At 40.8% G+C, this 17901-nt stretch carries 17 protein-coding genes; 5 read left to right on the forward strand and 12 right to left on the reverse strand.

Translation table 11 applies throughout. The annotated features are described in order from the left end of the window. Positions 1 to 80: 80 nt before the first annotated feature. From DESME_RS14280 to cls, 4 genes are all read right to left on the reverse strand, one after another. Entirely contained in the window at positions 81 to 1319 is a 1239-nt protein-coding gene (locus DESME_RS14280; protein ID WP_006716979.1) for a DUF1015 domain-containing protein, read from the reverse strand. Positions 1320 to 1351: 32 nt separating this feature from the next. Continuing rightward, on the reverse strand, positions 1352 to 2515 hold the full coding sequence (locus DESME_RS14285) for a phosphoglycerate dehydrogenase (protein ID WP_006716978.1): 1164 nt from the start codon (positions 2513 to 2515) through the stop codon (positions 1352 to 1354). A gap of 41 nt (positions 2516 to 2556) precedes the next feature. Further along, positions 2557 to 3639, reverse strand: coding sequence for a 3-phosphoserine/phosphohydroxythreonine transaminase (gene serC / locus DESME_RS14290; RefSeq protein ID WP_006716977.1), 1083 nt, complete (start codon positions 3637 to 3639; stop codon positions 2557 to 2559). Between the two features lie 456 nt (positions 3640 to 4095). Beyond that, the gene (gene cls / locus DESME_RS14300) at positions 4096 to 5631 is read right to left on the reverse strand and encodes a cardiolipin synthase (protein WP_006716976.1); all 1536 of its coding nucleotides are present in this window, start codon (positions 5629 to 5631) and stop codon (positions 4096 to 4098) included. Between the two features lie 117 nt (positions 5632 to 5748). On the opposite strand from cls, the gene DESME_RS14305 reads away from it, so the two are divergent. The 4 genes from DESME_RS14305 to DESME_RS14320 are packed head-to-tail and all read left to right on the forward strand — an operon-like array spanning position 5749 to position 9596. Continuing rightward, on the forward strand, positions 5749 to 6198 hold the full coding sequence (locus DESME_RS14305; RefSeq protein WP_006716975.1) for a MarR family winged helix-turn-helix transcriptional regulator: 450 nt from the start codon (positions 5749 to 5751) through the stop codon (positions 6196 to 6198). After that, positions 6195 to 8036: an ATP-dependent zinc metalloprotease FtsH gene (gene ftsH, locus DESME_RS14310; protein ID WP_006716974.1), complete on the forward strand. Its 1842-nt coding sequence runs from the start codon at positions 6195 to 6197 to the stop codon at positions 8034 to 8036. The genes DESME_RS14305 and ftsH overlap by 4 nt, the downstream gene beginning before the upstream one ends. 13 nt (positions 8037 to 8049) lie before the next feature. Further along, on the forward strand, positions 8050 to 9207 hold the full coding sequence (locus DESME_RS14315; protein ID WP_006716973.1) for an MGDG synthase family glycosyltransferase: 1158 nt from the start codon (positions 8050 to 8052) through the stop codon (positions 9205 to 9207). Continuing rightward, the gene (locus tag DESME_RS14320) at positions 9204 to 9596 is read left to right on the forward strand and encodes a BRcat domain-containing protein (protein WP_006716972.1); all 393 of its coding nucleotides are present in this window, start codon (positions 9204 to 9206) and stop codon (positions 9594 to 9596) included. Before DESME_RS14315 ends, DESME_RS14320 begins: the two co-directional genes overlap by 4 nt. A 16-nt stretch (positions 9597 to 9612) precedes the next feature. Here the strand turns inward: DESME_RS14320 and DESME_RS14325 are convergent, their stop codons facing one another. The 3 genes from DESME_RS14325 to queD form a co-directional block, all read right to left on the reverse strand. After that, positions 9613 to 10605, reverse strand: a complete 993-nt coding sequence (locus DESME_RS14325) for an FUSC family protein (RefSeq protein ID WP_006716971.1) — start codon at positions 10603 to 10605, stop codon at positions 9613 to 9615. Positions 10606 to 10736: 131 nt separating this feature from the next. Further along, positions 10737 to 11330, reverse strand: coding sequence for a 7-carboxy-7-deazaguanine synthase QueE (locus DESME_RS14330; RefSeq protein WP_006716970.1), 594 nt, complete (start codon positions 11328 to 11330; stop codon positions 10737 to 10739). A 1-nt stretch (position 11331) separates the two neighbouring features. Continuing rightward, positions 11332 to 11727, reverse strand: a complete 396-nt coding sequence (queD, locus tag DESME_RS14335) for a 6-carboxytetrahydropterin synthase QueD (RefSeq protein ID WP_006716969.1) — start codon at positions 11725 to 11727, stop codon at positions 11332 to 11334. Positions 11728 to 11953: 226 nt separating this feature from the next. Between queD and DESME_RS14340 the strand changes: the two genes are divergently transcribed. Further along, positions 11954 to 12151, forward strand: coding sequence for a hypothetical protein (locus DESME_RS14340; RefSeq protein ID WP_006716968.1), 198 nt, complete (start codon positions 11954 to 11956; stop codon positions 12149 to 12151). A 96-nt stretch (positions 12152 to 12247) separates the two neighbouring features. Here DESME_RS14340 and DESME_RS14345 read toward each other — a convergent pair whose 3' ends face one another. The 5 genes from DESME_RS14345 to DESME_RS14365 all read right to left on the reverse strand — a co-directional run bounded on the left by DESME_RS14345 (position 12248) and on the right by DESME_RS14365 (position 17816). Beyond that, entirely contained in the window at positions 12248 to 14074 is a 1827-nt protein-coding gene (locus DESME_RS14345) for an APC family permease (protein WP_006716967.1), read from the reverse strand. A gap of 213 nt (positions 14075 to 14287) precedes the next feature. Beyond that, on the reverse strand, positions 14288 to 14830 hold the full coding sequence (locus DESME_RS14350; RefSeq protein WP_006716966.1) for a hypothetical protein: 543 nt from the start codon (positions 14828 to 14830) through the stop codon (positions 14288 to 14290). Positions 14831 to 14973: 143 nt separating this feature from the next. Continuing rightward, positions 14974 to 15615, reverse strand: a complete 642-nt coding sequence (locus tag DESME_RS14355) for a response regulator (RefSeq protein WP_006716965.1) — start codon at positions 15613 to 15615, stop codon at positions 14974 to 14976. A 1-nt stretch (position 15616) separates the two neighbouring features. Then, a complete protein-coding gene (locus DESME_RS14360) occupies positions 15617 to 17047 on the reverse strand; it encodes a sensor histidine kinase (RefSeq protein ID WP_006716964.1) in 1431 nt (476 codons plus the stop codon). 13 nt (positions 17048 to 17060) lie between these two features. Next, a complete protein-coding gene (locus DESME_RS14365; RefSeq protein ID WP_006716963.1) occupies positions 17061 to 17816 on the reverse strand; it encodes an exodeoxyribonuclease III in 756 nt (251 codons plus the stop codon). Positions 17817 to 17901: the final 85 nt, after the last annotated feature.

Raw genomic sequence — 17901 nt, forward strand, 5'->3', positions numbered from 1 at the left:
TGATTCATATTCAGTTAACCAACGAAACTATACTATAACATTTATAAGTTTTAGTCAACTATTACCCGATAGATCTGCCGTTAGTTTAACTCATGAATGAATAAGCCGCTTCTCAGCTTCGGTTCGAACCAAGTCGACTTGGGTGGCATCAAGAGCCCTGCATCGGAAACGTCAAACAGCTCAACAATTGAAGTGGGATACATCGAAAAAGCCAGCTTCATATCCGTATTCGCTCTTTTTTCGAGTTCTTTAAGTCCTCTGATGCCGCCCACAAAATCTATTCTCTTATCCGTTCGGATGTCTTTTATATTAAGAATAGACGTTAAAACATGATTCTGAAGCAAGGAGACATCGAGTCCTTCAACGGGATCGTTAGACCGGATCTCTTCCTTGGCGGTTAACTTATACCAGGCACCTTCTAAGTATAAACCGAAGGTTGCTTTAGCAGTCGGCTTATAAGGCTCTTGCCCTATTTTCTCAACAGCAAAGGCTTTGGCGACCTCATTTAAGAATTCGTCGGGAGTATACCCATTTAAATCTTTAACCACCCGATTATAATCTAAAATCATCAATTGATCATGAGGGAAAAGCACCGACAGGAAGAAATTGAATTCCTCATCTCCCGTATATCCCGGATTAGCCTCTCTTCGTTTTAAGCCCACCTTCACTGCTGATGCAGCCCGGTGATGGCCATCAGCAATATAGATATTTTGGATATTTTTAAAACCCGTCTCGATGGTTACGATCTCTTTTTCTTGATCGATCTTCCAGACCGCATGTCGAATTCCATCAGGAGCGACAAAATTGTATAAAGGAGTCCCCTGCTTCACCTTATCCACAACATCGTTGATGATTTGTTGAGAGCGATAGGCCAAAAAAATCGGTCCGGTTTGTGCATTACATATATCCACATGGTTGATGCGATCGACTTCTTTATCCTCTCTCGTTTTCTCATGCTTTTTGATGACATTATTAAGGTAATCATCAATTGCTGAACAACCGACTAAACCCGTCTGAGAACGGCCGTTCATCGTTAATTCATAGACATAATAACAATTCTTGCCTTCTTGAACCAAGATTCCTTCTTCTCTCATTTGCTGAAGGATATCTCTTGCTTTTTCATAGACCAATGCATCATAAGGGTTGAAATCCGGAGTAAACTGAGTCTCTGCTCGGTCCACTTTCAAAAAGGATAAGGGCTCTTTTAAAACTTCTGCTAACGCTTCTTCACGATTATAAACATCATAGGGAAGTGCTGCCACTTTACTGGCAACATCCTCGCGCGGTCTTACGGCATTAAAAGGTCTGAACGTAGCCAAAATAACTCCTCCATTTACTTATCTAGCACATCTTACTTAATAACTCTTACCTTCAAAACGCCATCAATTGCTTCCAGTTTTTTAATCATTTGATCCGCGGTCGGGGATTCAATATCGATCATGGTATAGGCCCATTCTCCTCGACTCTTATTGATCATATCGGAAATATTGAAGTTTTCTTTAGCCAATGTCGCGGTAAATTGACCCAGCATATTCGGCGTATTTTTGTGGTTTATAGCAATCCGTCCTGCTTGAGCACATACTCCCATGTCACAAGCCGGATAGTTGACTGAGTTCTTGATATTCCCATTTTCGAGGTAGTCCCTTAACTGGTTCACAGCCATGATTGCACAGTTATCTTCAGATTCATTGGTCGAGGCGCCTAGATGAGGAATCGCGATGACCCCTTCCACATCCACCATCTTAGGAGTGGGGAAATCGGTGATGTAACGACCGACCTTTCCGGTTTTTAAGGCTTCAATCATATCCTCCTCATTAACCAAAGAATCTCTGGAGAAGTTGAGGATTTTAATTCCCTCTTTCATGATATCAAAAGCTTCTTGATTGAACATTCCTTTAGTCGAATCAATTGAAGGTACATGAACCGTAATATAATCACATTCTCTAAAGATCTCGTCGAGAGACTGGGTATGCTTAATATATTTGGAAAGTTTCCAAGCCGCATCCACGGAAATGAAAGGATCATATCCGTAAACTTCCATCTCAAGCTTGTTCGCTGCATTAGCGACTAGAACCCCAATTGCGCCAAGACCAATGACTCCCAGCTTTTTCCCTTTGATTTCCGTTCCAGCAAACTTCGATTTTTTCTTTTCAACAAGTTTAGCAACCTCTGGGTCATCTTTAACCGAAGTTACCCAATTCACGCCCCCGATAATGTCGCGAGAAGCTAAGATTAGGGCTGCCATGATGATTTCTTTTACTCCATTGGCATTCGCGCCAGGTGTATTAAAGACAACAATCCCATTTTCTGCACATTTATCAAGCGGGATATTATTCACCCCTGCCCCAGCGCGTGCAATCGCGGCTAAGGACTGAGGTAACTCTAAATCATGAATACTGGCACTTCTAACGAGTACAGCATCTGCGTCATTGAACTCATCGACCAGCTGATAGTTATCCGAAAATAAGTCTAATCCTACATTGGCGATATTATTTAAACAATTGACCTTAAACATTTGCATCTTCTCCTCTTTTCATCATTGAGCTTCTTATTCTCTTATTGATTTTCCACTTCAAACTTCTTCATAAATTCGACTAAGGCCTTAACCCCATCCATTGGCATTGCATTGTAGATACTTGCTCTCATCCCGCCAACTGTTCTGTGTCCCTTTAGGTTTTCAAAGCCAGCCGCTTTCGCTTCTTTAACAAATTTAGCATCCAATTCTTCCGAGCCCGTGACAAAAGGTACATTCATTAAAGAGCGATCCTTTTTAACTACAGTCCCTTTAAACATTTTACTGGCATCAAGATAATCATAAAGAATTGCTGCTTTTTCTTCATTTCTCTTTTTCATGGCTTCGAGGCCGCCTAGCTTCTTAACCCACTTAAATACCTTGCCGCAAATATAAATGCCGTAAGCTGGCGGAGTATTATAAAGCGAATCATTATCAGCATGAGTTTTATATTTCAGCATCGTTGGGGTTCCGGGCAAAACGTCATCGGTAATGAGATCTTCGCGAATGATAACAACAACCACTCCTGCTGGTCCAATATTCTTTTGAGCACCTGCGAAAATAAGACCGTATTTAGTCACATCAACAGGTTCAGATAAAATATCGGAAGACATATCGGCCACTAAGATTTTATCCCCTGTCTCAGGCAACTCATTATATTTTGTGCCATAAATTGTATTATTGTGACAGATGTAAACGTAGTCAGCATCCTCAGAGATTTTCAAATTTTTCAGGTCGGGAATATAAGTAAAGGTCTTATCTTCCGAAGAAGCAATGACATTGACCTTACCATAGATTTTCCCTTCAGCGATTGCTTTTTTGGCCCACTGTCCTGTTTTTATATAATCAGCAACCTTATTTTTCATTAAGTTCATAGGAATCATCGCGAACTGCTGAGAGCCGCCTCCTTGAAGAAACAAGACTCTGTAATTATCGGGAATATTCATCAAATCTCTTAAATCTTTTTCAGCATCCTGAATGATTTGTTCGAATGCTTTAGAACGATGACTCATCTCCATCACAGACATCCCTGTATCCTTGTAATCTAACATTTCCTCTCCTGCTTCTCTAAGCACCTCTTCGGGTAATACCGCTGGTCCTGCTGCAAAATTAAATACTCTTTTCATTTAAATAGCCTCCCTATTCCTTTTTATGTGAAAAAAAAGCAAAACCCACCCCAGTATTGGGGCGGGAATTTTCCGCGGTGCCACCCAAGTTCTGACCAATTATAGGTACATGTATAGGGACGCCTGAAAATAAACAAACCCCTCATCCCAAATAGGGACGAGAGGTATTCCCGCGTTGCCACCCATGTTGCCGTAACGGCCAACTCTTGTCCGCGCTATCGGGCGGAACCCGTCACAATTCATCATTGGCCACTCCAGGATGGAATTCTTCAGCCTGTTAGACTGACTTGCACCGACCGTCAGCTCTCTAACTAACAAAAACTTTGAACTTCCCTTCATCGTGTTAAAGTTTAAAGCATTTCCTGTTGTTGAAATTGATTCTAATCCTTAATCAGAGAGATGTCAAGCATCTGTTATAATATTTTTTCAAAAAGTTAATCTTTATTATTACACATTTTACATTAACGGAGCAAAAGCTCGTAAAACAATACGACCTAACCGGGTATACCATTTGACTGACCGGCAATCCTCAAGCGTAATGACTTGGCTTTGTTCTAAGGTTTTTAAGAAATCTTCCTTTACTTCAAAGATACTTTTCGTCTGATAGAGCCAAACTCCGCATTCAAAATGCAAAAATAAACTTCGGTAATCAAGATTGATCGTTCCAACGACTCCTAGCTCATCATCTACAGCAAACGATTTGGCATGATTGAAGCCTGGCGTATACTCATAGATTTTTACACCGCTTTCCACAAGGATCTCATAGTTTGCCCGAGTTACAGCATGAACGTACCATTTATCCGGGATATGAGGAGTCACAATGCGGACATCGACACTTCGCTTGGCCGCTGAGCTCAGTGCGGTAATCATCTCTGTGTCCAAAATAAGATAAGGCGTGTTGATATAGACATAACGCTTCGCATTATTGATCAGATTGAGATAGATGGTTTCACCTATGGATTCATCATCTAAAGGACTATCCGTAAACGGCTGAACATATCCATCAGAAGAAAATTCTTCATCTTGCTGGGTCAAGGGCCGAAATCGTTCATAATCCTCCTCTGTTTTTCTATGGTAATTCCAGAGTGACAAGAACATCACGGTAAAACTCCAGACACCCTCTCCTTGGATGATAATAGAAGAATCTTTCCAATGTCCATACTTCTCATAGACATTGATGTATTCATCCGCAAGGTTGATTCCCCCGGTAAACGCAGTACAGCCGTCAATCACGGCAATTTTACGATGATCCCGATTATTCAAGTGGGCGGACAAGATCGGAACAAATCGATTAAATACACAACACTGAATTCCCATTTTCTCAAGATGCTTATCATAGTCATACGGCAAGGTGAAAAGACACCCCACATCATCATAAATGACACGAACATCCACGCCTTGCTTGACCTTTTCGACAAGTATCTCAAGAATTGAATTCCACATTACCCCTTTTTCAATAATAAAATACTCTAGGAAAATATAGTGTTTCGCTTTCTTTAGTTTCTCAAGGAAACGTTCATACATTTGTTCTCCGGGTGACAAATATTCTGACGTGGTATTTTTATAAACCGGACAGAATGAATAGTTTTCAATATAGCGTGACTGATTGGCCGCACTTCGATCCTGAACTTGAATTTCCTGAATAACTATCCCGTTTTGGCCTAATGACTGAGTCATTTTTTCCTGAATCTCATGCATTTTCTGTTTCGTACGCTTACTTGATTTGTTACCGCCAAACAATAAATAAATGAGTCCTCCAAAGATAGGAAAAAGCATGATCGGAATAATCCAGGCAATCTTATAAGCGGGATTACTTCTTCCCGTTAAGACTTTTAAGACAGCGATAACACTAAGCAGCGTACAGATCGCATAAAAATATACAAAATAACTACTAAATTTCCAGATGAACATAACCAAAGCAAAAGCCTGGAGTAGGATCGGTACCCCGAATAACGCGACTCTGCTGGAGAGAAGTCTTACTAACTTATTCATATCTACACTCCCAGTCTAACCCCAATTCTCAAGCTATTGACAAAATTAATTGTATCATATAGCATCTATAGTGTAAATATATTATAAACTATACGCTATATTCAGCGGAGGACATATATGAAAAGCATAGTTTTTGAAAATGAACTCTGGGATTTCTTACGCACGGTTTCAGACTGTTTAGTCACTGATTTCCGTCCCATTGCAGAGGAACATGGTCTAACCCTAATGCAAACACGAATACTCATGGAAGTCAAAGAATGCGGACATCACACCGTAGGGAGTTTGGGAAACATCATCGGTCTTACAAGTGGTAATGCTTCCTCCATGTGTAAGAAGTTAGAAAAAGGAGGTTTTTTAAAACGCCTTCGCAACCCCGAAGATGAACGTTATGTCCAACTCGCTCTTACCGAAGCCGGTCAGGAAACCCTTCAAAAAATCGGAGATGCTCTTGAATTCAAGTACGGCGTTTTTTTAGATAATACAAACGATGAAGAATTTCAAACCGTTTTTGAATGTATGAAAAAATTAAGATCTTTCATTCAAGAAATGAGTGGAGTGAATATATGATGAATGACCCGATCAAACCTAAAAAGCCTCAAAAACCTAAAAAGCCCTTGATTGTTTATTACGCAATCACAATGCTAATTCTCTTTGCACTCAATGCTTTTGTTTTCCCCTCATTTTTAAAGCAACAGATCACTAAAGTAGATTATAGTACCTTTCTATCGCAAGTCGAAAAGGGTGCGGTCAGTCAGGTAGAAATCAATGATAATCAGATCAATTTCTTTGCCAATGACGAATCCGGAACGAAAAAGGCCTATACGACAGGTAAGGTTAGCGACCCAGAGCTGGTCAATCGTTTACTTGACAAAGGGGTGCAGTTTTCTCAGGTCTTTCCTCAAGAGACTTCCCCCATCATGAGTTTTTTCTTAACTTGGATTTTGCCTATTGTGATCTTTTTCGGAATCGGGCAATTACTCACGAGTCAGATCCAAAAGAAAATGGGGGGCGGCATGTCTCCGATGTCCTTCGGCAAGAGTAAAGCCAAAATCTACGTTGAGGCGCAAACGGGTAAAACCTTTGCAGACGTTGCCGGACAAGATGAAGCGAAAGAAGCCCTGATGGAGATTGTCGATTTTCTGCATAATCCTGCCAAATACACTGCGATTGGCGCTAATCTGCCTAAGGGTGCTCTGCTCGTTGGGCCTCCAGGAACAGGGAAAACCTTACTCGCAAAATCTGTAGCGGGAGAAGCGAAGGTTCCCTTCTTCTCCATCTCAGGCTCTGAATTTGTCGAGATGTTTGTTGGAATGGGCGCCGCTAAAGTCCGCGATTTATTTCAACAAGCCAATGAAAAGGCTCCCTGTATTGTCTTCATTGATGAAATTGATACAATTGGGAAAAAGCGGGGTAATGGCAATTTCGGCGGTAACGATGAACGTGAGCAGACCCTTAATCAGTTGCTCACTGAAATGGATGGTTTTGACGGAAGAAAGGGAGTTGTTATCCTTGCTGCTACAAACCGACCTGAATCCTTGGATGCGGCGCTCCTACGCCCAGGCCGATTTGACCGCCGGATCCCCGTTGAACTTCCAGACTTAGCTGGCCGGGAGGCTATTTTAAAAGTACATGCCAAGATCGTTAAGATGGAAGAAACGATTGATTACAACGCTATCGCACGAGCAACCTCGGGGGCTTCAGGTGCAGATTTAGCTAACATTATCAACGAAGGCGCTCTGCGCGCTGTCAAATTGGGCAGGACTCGTGTCAACCAAAGTGATTTAGAAGAATCGGTTGAAGTGGTTATCGCGGGTTACCAACGCAAAGGGGCTGTGATTTCCCAAAAAGAAAAGGAAATTATTGCCTATCACGAAATTGGGCATGCCTTAGTTGCAGCTAAGCAGACCGATTCAGCTCCCGTCCATAAAATTACGATTATCCCAAGAACCTCAGGCGCACTTGGCTATACCATGCAAGTGGATGAAAGCGAACGTGTCCTGATGAGCAAGGAAGAAGCGTTTAATAAAATCACGACCTTTACAGGGGGACGCGCGGCAGAGGAATTGATCTTCAATACCTTTACCTCAGGCGCTTCCAATGACATCGAACAAGCAACGAAGATTGCACGATCGATGGTCACTCGTCTCGGCATGAGCAAAAACTTTGATATGATGGCACTGGAGACAGTAAACAATCCCTATCTTGGTGGAGATACTTCTCTCAACTGTTCCTCAGAAACGGCAACCAAGATTGATGATGAGGTTCTATCCCTTATTAAGTATGCCCACGAGAAAGCCATCGGTATCCTGAACGCTAATATGGATAAGCTGCACGAGCTTGCACGCTATTTGTTGGAAAAAGAGACGATAACCGGAGAAGAATTTATGACTATTCTTTCGCGTTAGGAGTAGGTGAATCATGAAAGCGATTATTATTACGACTCCGCTGGGAAACGGACATAATTCGGTTGCGCAAGCGCTATCCACCTATTTAACAAAGCAGCATGTTGAAAATATCGTTCTCGATTTATATGAAAATATTCAGCCTATGCTCAAGGATATTATTTCCAAGGGCTACTATCTTTCCATGAAATCAATGACTCTCGTAAAAGACTTTGCCTCAGATATTTACGACCTGAATGAAAAACGCGATATGACCTCGGAGTACTCACTGAACCGCGTTCAAAACATCATGCTCGCTTCCAAACTGAATAAAGTCATTGATGAGTACAATCCTGATCTGATCATTTGTACCCAAGTTTATGCGGCTCAAGTTGTCGACGTCTTGAAGGAAAAAGGGAAAGTGTCAGCTACCGCAGTGGGCATCATCACTGACTTTACAGTTCAATCCTATTGGGAGGATGTCGAGCACTTTGAATATATCGTAGTTGGAAGTGAGCTATTAAGCTTCCAGCTCAAAAAGCGCAACATTCAACCAGAGCGAGTTTTGCCCTTCGGAATCCCGATCGCCGACAAATTCGCACTTCAAAGGAGCAAAACGCAAGCTTGCTCCCTGCTCAATCTCAGTGATCACACTAAGAATGTCCTAATTATGGGCGGCGGTATGGGCTTTGGCAATATCGATAAATATATTGAGGAAATCGATAAAAGCGTTTTGGACCTGCAGATGATCGTCGTCTGCGGAAGCAATAAAAGCTTATATAAAAAGCTTCAAGGAAAATCCACCCGTAAAAAGATGGTCGTCCTTGGTTACATCAATTATGTAGATATCCTCATGGATGCCAGCGATTGTATTCTGTCCAAACCGGGCGGGATTACAACCTCTGAAACATTAGCCAAAGGGTTACCAATGATTATGATTGACCAGCTTCCCGGCGTGGAAGATCGCAACGTTGAATTCTTGCTTAACAATGGAGCCGCTCTTTTCGTGACGAAGACTTTTTCGATCGATGAGGCATTGCATGTTCTGTTGGAATCCTCACAGCGGCAACGAACGATTAAAGCCACTATAAAAACCTTAGCTAAACCCGATTCTACCCAGCATTTATGTGATTTCTTGATTGATAAAATATCCTATCAGCAACATGCCAAATTGGCCAAAGGAGACCTCCAATGAATTGGTTTAAACAATTTATGGCAGGGAGATATGGAGTAGACCCATTATCTATTGCCTTACTGATTGCTTATCTACCCGTAACTTTAATCGCACAACTTTCAAATCTAAAGATACTTAATCTGCTTGCATTAGCTATTCTCTTCGTAAGCTACTTTAGAATCTTCTCACGCAATATTCCAAAACGCAGCCAAGAAAACCAGAAATTTTTACTCAAGTGGTATCCGGTAAAAAATTGGCTCACTCTCAAAATTTACCGAATTAAGGACAGAAAAATACATCGCTATTTCAAATGTCCAAACTGTGAACAAAACGTACGTGTGCCTAAAGGTAAAGGAAAAATCCGCATTACCTGTCCCAAATGCAAAAAGAGCTTTGTCAAAAGGACTTAGACACTATACAGCCAGCCTAGTCTATACGCAAACACCCGCTTGCTCCTTTTGTAATTTCTTCAACCCAATGGAGTAATTCTAACAAATACCCTTTATTAGAGCCTGAATAACTGGGATCGGTTTCAATACGATTATGAATCAATGTGATATGTTCCGTCGTCTCAAGATAAATCGAGGGGGCTACTGAAGCCTTGGGATCCATAATTAACGAGAGTAAATAAAAGCTTTCCGACAAGAGCTTTGTCAGATCGCGCTCCAGTTCAGCTGAAAAAGGCCTTATCCATCCTTTACGAAGCGCTAGGATTTGCTCAACCGCAAAGCTCATTCGTTCTAACCGCTTCAACGGCTCGACATAAGATAATCGAAACGTTTCATCCGTTTTTCCCCGTAGATTCTCTTTTCCAGAAAGAGTCACCAGCTTTTTCGCATGGCTTATCGTATCGTTTAAATTTTGGATAGACTCTTTTCTCACCGTTTTTTCGGAATCGAGCACTGCTCGGAAAACATGTCTATATATTTTTATCACCTGATCCCGTGCCTCATCAAAGGTGTTTTCCACCTGTTCTTTGTACTTTGGAGGGAAAATGAGCCAATTCACCATAAAGGCAATCGAAATACCGAGAGCGGTATCGATGAAGCGATTGAAAGCGTAATTCAAAGGTTCTCCCATGATGTTAAGCGTAATGGCAATAAAAACAACACTTGCGATTTGCATGGATGCATTCCAGCGCATATAGTTGAGCACCGCAAAGGTGACGATAATTCCAAGCCCTATCCATAACGGATTATTTATCGCCACTAAAGCAAAAAGATAGCCAAACACTGCTCCCACGAAAGTCCCTTTTAATCGATTCACACCCTGCTTAAACGAATCCGCCATCGTGGCTTGTAAAGCAATCACTGTTGCAATTGCTGAGTAGAAGGGATATTCCATATGCAGAAGTTGGGCTATAAAAACACATAAACAGACTGCTACTCCCGTTTTTACAATGCGCCAGCCAAATTTCATATTTTTCCTCCCTCTCCTTCAAAAGCAGTGATATCAGGTACATAGTGATACTCGATACATTATTTATAAAAGCGGACCCTCTAGAATAGACTTTTGCATGTTCTGTTCAAGAGGGTCCCGTTATTCTACAATCATCTCACATTCAGAAATTTATGCAATTGTATTCCCAACCGTAGCCGACGTTCTGGAAAACGCTGAATTAAATCATAAGCTTTTTGAGCGGACTCAGGTCGTCCACTTTCGACCTGAAGGAAGATCCTTCCCTCAATCATTTCATGATCCGTTATGTACTCGATGCTAAATTCATCATCCACGACATACTTCAATTCATCCGCAGAACACGCTAAGGCGAACCCACTCCCAGGTTTAGGAGATGCCGTAACCCAATCAATTCCCCATTCAACCGGGATTGGGTTGGTGCCGTTGGTTTCAATCGCGACATATTTACCCAACTTATGGAGTTCATAAACTAAGGGCCCGAGATCATAGAGAGTAGGTTCTCCCCCAGTGATCACGATATGCTGATGGGGCATTGGAATTTCGTCCACGATCTCTTGGGCACTCATCAAGCGTGCTTTCGAGGGATCAAAGGAATAAGAGGTATCACACCACCGACAACGCAGATTGCAACCCGCGACCCGAATGAAGGTTGCTCCTTTTCCCATATGCATCCCCTCGCCTTGAATGCTTGTAAAGCTTTCAATGATCGGATATTGTATGCTCATTTCATGCCCGCTCTACTTCCGCATAAGAGTCTGGAGTCTCATATAACTTGATCTTTTCGACTTTAACACCCAGCGGTTGGAATTTATCAGTTAAAACACTAAAAATATGGGCTGCCATATTCTCTGCAGTAGTCCGAAAAGGGAATACTTCATTGAGCAGTTTATGGTCCACTTTATCTATTATTTCAGCTTTTACAATGGCTTTAAGATCGGAAAAATCAATAACCATGCCCTCATCTGAACCACGCTCAATCAATTTCCCATTCTCGCGAAGTACTGTGACTTCCAAGCGATAGGTATGGCCGTGCATGGAAGAACACTTACCCTTGTGATTGGGTAAAAAATGGGCTGCATCAAAGGTAAAGCTCTTGGTTATTTTTATTACTGCGCCTGTCATGTTCGAAGCCTCTTTCTCGTATAATACGAACGGATTGTCAGTATGAACTTAGTTTACTTCAACAAGCGTAGTAACACAAGTCAACCGAAACTAGGGGGAATTCCCTTATTTATTTCTAACCTAGAAAAATAAAAAATTGAATATTGATTGAAGTGAATATCCTGTCAAATATTCCTATCAATAAGAAAAGCGGAAATGGGTAAATTAATCTACGGAGGTGATAAATTTGAATAACAATAATCAAATGTCAGAAGCTCAAAAAATCAAACAAGACATTCAACAAGACTTGCAGTCTGCTAACACACAAGGTCAGCAAGCCGGTATGGGAATGGGCACTGGTACAAGTGCATCAGGATCAGCCATGACCAACGCAGCAGAGATTCAAAAAATTAAGCAAGATATTCAGAATGACCTAAATAGCTGATAATTGCCAATAAAAAGCCCTCCAAAGTTAGTCCATGATGAAGACTAGCCTTGGAGGGTTTTGCCGTGGGAAACTTAATGTTAAATTCAAACCCGTTTATTTCTTGAGATGGTACGGTACCGTAGTGATGACTACATTTCTCCTATAAAGTAAGTAAGCACGAATCAATAGGCTGGATTGGTTATGAAGAATATTGTGCCATCCTTTTTTCGGAATAAATTCCGGAATAAGAACCGTAACTTGATGGTTCGATTCATTCGCTTTATGTTCAATGGTATCAATAAATTTGGTTAGAGGTAAAATAAGGCTTCGGTGAAGTGATAACAACGTGACTAATCGAATACCCGTATTCCAGTTTGCCCATTTTTCGTCAAACCTTTTTTCATCTTCCCTATCGAAAGAGACATAAACAGCAATAATGTTTTTAGCCGATAGCGATTTAGCATAGTTTAAAGAATTTTCAACAACGCGGGTAATCCCCGCAACAGGTATAATGATTACATTTCCTTCGATAGGCATTGTTGGTTCACTCGGTGAAACCCGCAGTTGATCAGCTACCGCTAGGTAGTGCTTGTGAATTCTGTGGAACGTCAAAATAATGAGCGGTAAAAAAATCAAAACAGGCCAAACCTGTGTGAATTTAGTTAAAAAGAAGATACTCATAACGATGAAGCTAATAAGGGCACCCGTTGTATTAATAATAAACTTGGAAAGCCACCCCTGAGGTTTTTCGCGCATCCATTTAACCATCATTCCCGTTTGGGACAAAGTAAAGGGGATAAATACACCCACTGCGTAAAGGGGAATAAGATGCCCTGTTTGTCCTTTGAAAGCAATAATCAAGACTATTGATGCAAATCCAAGGGCCATAATTCCATTCGAGTATCCAAGACGGTCTCCTCGAATGGTAAACATTCTAGGTATAAATTTATCGTTGGCAAGATTAACCGCAAGTAGAGGAAAAGCTGAATATCCCGTATTCGCGGCTAAAGTTAATATAAGTGCTGTCGTTCCTTGAATAAAATAATACATAAAATTCCGTCCGAAGGTCTTCTCAGCGATCTGAGAAACAACGGTTACATCTCCCCTAGGGGAAATACCATAATAATAGGCTAAAAATACGATTCCGGAAAATAACAGGGCAAGTAAAATTCCCATGGCCATTAATGTTTTAGCCGCATTATTAGGGGCAGGATCTTTAAAATTAGGGATTGCATTGGATATCGCTTCTACTCCTGTTAATGCAGAACTCCCCGAAGCAAAAGCTCTTAGAAGTAAAAACAAACTTATTCCTGCCACAGGTGCTCCGATTGGGGTATGTAATTCAGCCGGAACTTGGCCGGTTACAATATTGTACAGCCCTACGCCAATTAATATAAATATGGCAACAACAAATAAATAAACAGGATATGCTAAAATCGAAGCTGACTCTCTTATTCCTCGCAAATTTAGAACTGTAATAAAAAGGACAAACAAAATAGCGATAGCTACCGTATGCGCACGTAAGATCGGAAATGCCGATGTGAGAGCATCTGTGCCTGCAGACACACTAACAGCCACAGTTAAAATGTAGTCCACTAACAGGGATCCCCCAGCTATTAGCCCCGGATTAATACCTAAGTTATTCTTTGATACCACATATGCTCCACCCCCATGTGGATAAGCATAAATAATTTGCTGATAAGATAATATAAGAGCCGCTAAGAGAATTAAAACTCCAATTGCTATTGGAATGGAATACCAAAAAGCTGCTGCACCAATTGTCACAAGGACAATCAAGATTTGCTCTGGACCATAGGCAACAGAGGATAACGCATCCGAAGAAAGAATGGCTAAAGCCTTCTTTTTATTCAGTTTCTGTTCTCCTAGCTCTGTTGACTTTAAAGGATGTCCAATAAAAAAGCGTTTTATTGAAGATATCATGATATTACACCATCCGATTAAATTTAACTATTGAGCTAAACGTATATTACCTCGATTCAGAAATGTCAGTCATATCTCACCACCCTTAAGTAGGTAATTATACTCGTATTAAGGGAATCCATCAATACGATTTTTCATAAAATAGTAAACCGGCATTGTTATCAACAATGCCGGTTTACTACTCAATGTCTAAAGAATTTAGTAAAGGAAAATTTATTTTGCAGTGGCTTTATAAGATCCTTCAGAAGCTTCGTTATTCTTCATTGCTTGATAGATTAAAGCTACAAGGAACATTGCTGTTCCAACAACTACAGTCCCGACCCCAATTACTGCATAAATATGACCTGAAGCTTTGGCAGCTGGGCCACCAAGTGTACCGAGATTGCTTGCTACCATAAGCCAAGAAATAGGATAGGAGATTGCTCCAATACCCATGAAAAGAGATCCAATTTGTTTGTACCACGTTGGAACAGCCTTAATTCCTGATAAAATAACGGACATAGCGAGAGTTGCAGCTCCGAGACCAGCCCAATGTAAGTGTGCCCGCATTAGACAAGTCCAAGATTTATCGATTATTCCTGCAAGTTTGGCAGGGTCATTACCCCACAAGGTCGCCAATGCCGGTTGAGCAGCTGCCGTCCAACCTTCTCGGATTGCATCTTCAGAATTACCCATCCACGCTCCTGTTAAGAAAGCAAGAAGAACTGCAATACCAGATAATGCGAGACCCCATTGAAATTTACTAAGTTTTGACATGATTTTACCTCCTTCGAATTTTTAATACGTATTTTTGATTCCTTGTACATTATTTCATTTATCTAGTTCTCGGAATAGTAAGAAAAATACCAAAAAGGATAGTACAAATGTACTATCCTTTCAATGCACTATTCTTTCAGTGATTAATATCCTTTATGTTTCTGCTCCAAGGCATAAACTGTGGCCTGAGAACGATTCTTAAACCCCAGTTTATGAAGAATACTTGAGACATAATTTCGAACTGTATTTTCACTTAGAAAAGTGCTCCGGGCAATTTCTCTATTGGTAAAACCTTGTCCAATCAAAATGAGAATTTCACATTCTCGTTCCGTCAGGTGCTCTTTCTGAAGTTTAGGAGAGTCGTTATGCTGGAGTTTCTCTAAAACATTTCGGGTCAGAACCGAATCCAAGATCGTTCCCCCTGAGGCTACTGTCATAATGGCTTTGGAAAGGGCGTCACTGCTTACTTCCTTCATAACGAAGCCCTGGGCCCCAGCTAAAATCGAGGCAACAATTGCATCTTCATCAGCATAGGAGGTTAACATAATCACTTTAATATCTGAACGTTCAGCAAGAACCTCTCGGCATGCCTCAATTCCTGAGCGGACGGGCAGCCTGACATCCATGAGAATCACATCGGGTTGAACTTCCCGAGTTTTCTCTATACATTCTTCCGCTGTTCCCGCTTCTCCAACAATCTCTAAATCATTGACATCGGATAAAACTGCACGTAAGCCCATTCGAACAATCTCATGATCATCTACTAATAGCAAGCGAATTGCCATTTTATTGAGATACCTCCTTCGGTATACGCAATGTCACGATGGTTCCTCCAATTGACGGATTAAAATAATCGATTTCTCCCCTTAAGATAGTAACCCTTTCCCGAATGTTACGCAAACCCATTCCGGAACCTTGACAACAACATTGTCCTTCTTGTTTAACCCAAAATTTTTGGAGTGGATTTTCGTTGCTTTGGCCATTGTCCCAAAGACTTAGCACCAAGTCCGTTTCTTCTTCCTCTAGTTTTAAATGAATTTTATTGGCATCAGTATGTTTTTCAATGTTATTTAAGAGTTCTTTTAAAACATAGTAAAGATGATTCTGCCGATTCGGTGTCAGTTGTAAACAAATATCGCCCACAAAACTGAATTCGACCTGAATTCTATTCTTCGCTTTAATTTCCGAAAATATATTTTCGAATACGGTTTTTAAGGGCATACGGGAAATATCTTCACTCTTTAGCCCCATAATATAATGCCGCAAATCAAGAAGTGAAGTATTTAAACTTTTGATACAGAAATTCAGTTGTTCACGAATAGGCGATTCTTGATCCAGCTTACGAACCGTTGCTTCAAGCATCATGCCCGTTGCATAAAGGGTCTGAATCACACCATCATGCAAATCCTGGCTAATTCGTTCGCGTTCTGAAAAACGCATCGCATCTTCCTCAGCTTGTGCGAGTATTCGATCTGTCGTGCTATTGAATTGCCGCAATAGTTTAAGCGTCACAATCATAATCGACGTCCCAACCAGTCCTTGGCTCAGCTCAAAAGGGATATGGGTTGAATTGTAAAAAACCTCAGAATTGATGAGGTTTGCCGGAAAGAATGGCCCCGGATCTACCATTACAAAAGTAAGCACGGCTAAAAACAAAAACACTCCTGATAATTCATTAAGACTCGTGATGATTTTATGAGGCAATCTTTTACCCTGCGCTTTGCCTTCGCGATAAAGGGCCAGCGAAGTCAATATACTCGCGGGAAATAAGAGCATATAATGAGAAGATTCCTGAGAATAGCTTAACACCTCCGCAGGAATAACCCCTTGAGCCAATAATATTCCTACTATCATACACCAAAACAGAAATATCCCTATAGGAATAACTATTGCACGCAAGAACCTCCTAGAAAAGAGTAAACGAAAGCTAAATATATAAAGAAAAATAAACGAAGATGATTCAAGCAAAAGAGGAACCAACTCTAATAGTTGCTGAAGTTGTGGACTGAAATGGCTTGCTTGAAGAGGAATAAATGTATACGACCATTCGGAAGTAGCATGGATAAGAGCGTAAATTCCCATTAACCATAAATCCTTGGCAAAACGGAAAGGATATTTTTTCCGATGTTGAATCATAATCCCTAACCCTGAGGAAAAGTAAATCAGACCGTAAAAAAAATAAAAATTGTTCTGGATTAAGGTATTATAATCAAACAAAATAGTGAGCCTCCTAAATCAAAATTTCTAAACCAATCGGGCAATGATCCGAACCTAAAACATCATTATATATAACTGCATCCTTTAGCTGATCTTTTAACTCTGCAGATACACAGAAGTAATCAATTCGCCATCCCGCGTTATTTGCCCGAGCATTAAACATATAGGACCACCAGGTATACGCTTCAGTCTGCTCAGGATAAAAATAACGAAAGGTGTCGGTAAACCCCTGGTCCATTACCCGAGTCAATTTCCCTCTTTCTTCAGCCGAAAACCCTGCGTTGTTCTTATTCGCCTTAGGATTTTTCAGGTCTATTTCCTTATGGGCAACATTTAAATCTCCGCAAAAAATAACCGGCTTTAATTGCTCCAGATCCCTTAGATAGTGTAAGAAATCATCTTCCCATTTCATCCGATATTCCAGCCGAGCAAGTTCTCTCTGAGAATTGGGAGTATAAACTGTAACCATATAGAACTTCTCAAATTCCAGAGTGATTACTCTTCCTTCTTGATCATGCTCCTCTATTCCTATTCCATAGCGGATATTTAGGGGTTCTTTTTTCGAGAATATGGCTGTCCCAGAATACCCTTTCTTCTGGGCAAAATTCCAGTACTGATAATAACCCTCGAGTTGAAAGGGAATCTGCTCCTCCTGCACTTTAGTTTCTTGAATAGAAAAAATATCCGCGTTTTCTTTATTAAAAAAATCTAAAAAGCCCTTATTTACACAAGCACGAATGCCGTTAACATTCCAAGATATTAATTTCATGAAGATCTCTCCCCTTCACGCTTAAATGATATATCTTTTCATTAACTATTTATTGAATATTTCTCTTCCAATCGTATTATAATAT

It is taken from the genome of Desulfitobacterium metallireducens DSM 15288, from assembly GCF_000231405.2.
Taxonomy (GTDB): Bacteria; Bacillota; Desulfitobacteriia; order Desulfitobacteriales; family Desulfitobacteriaceae; genus Desulfitobacterium_A; species Desulfitobacterium_A metallireducens.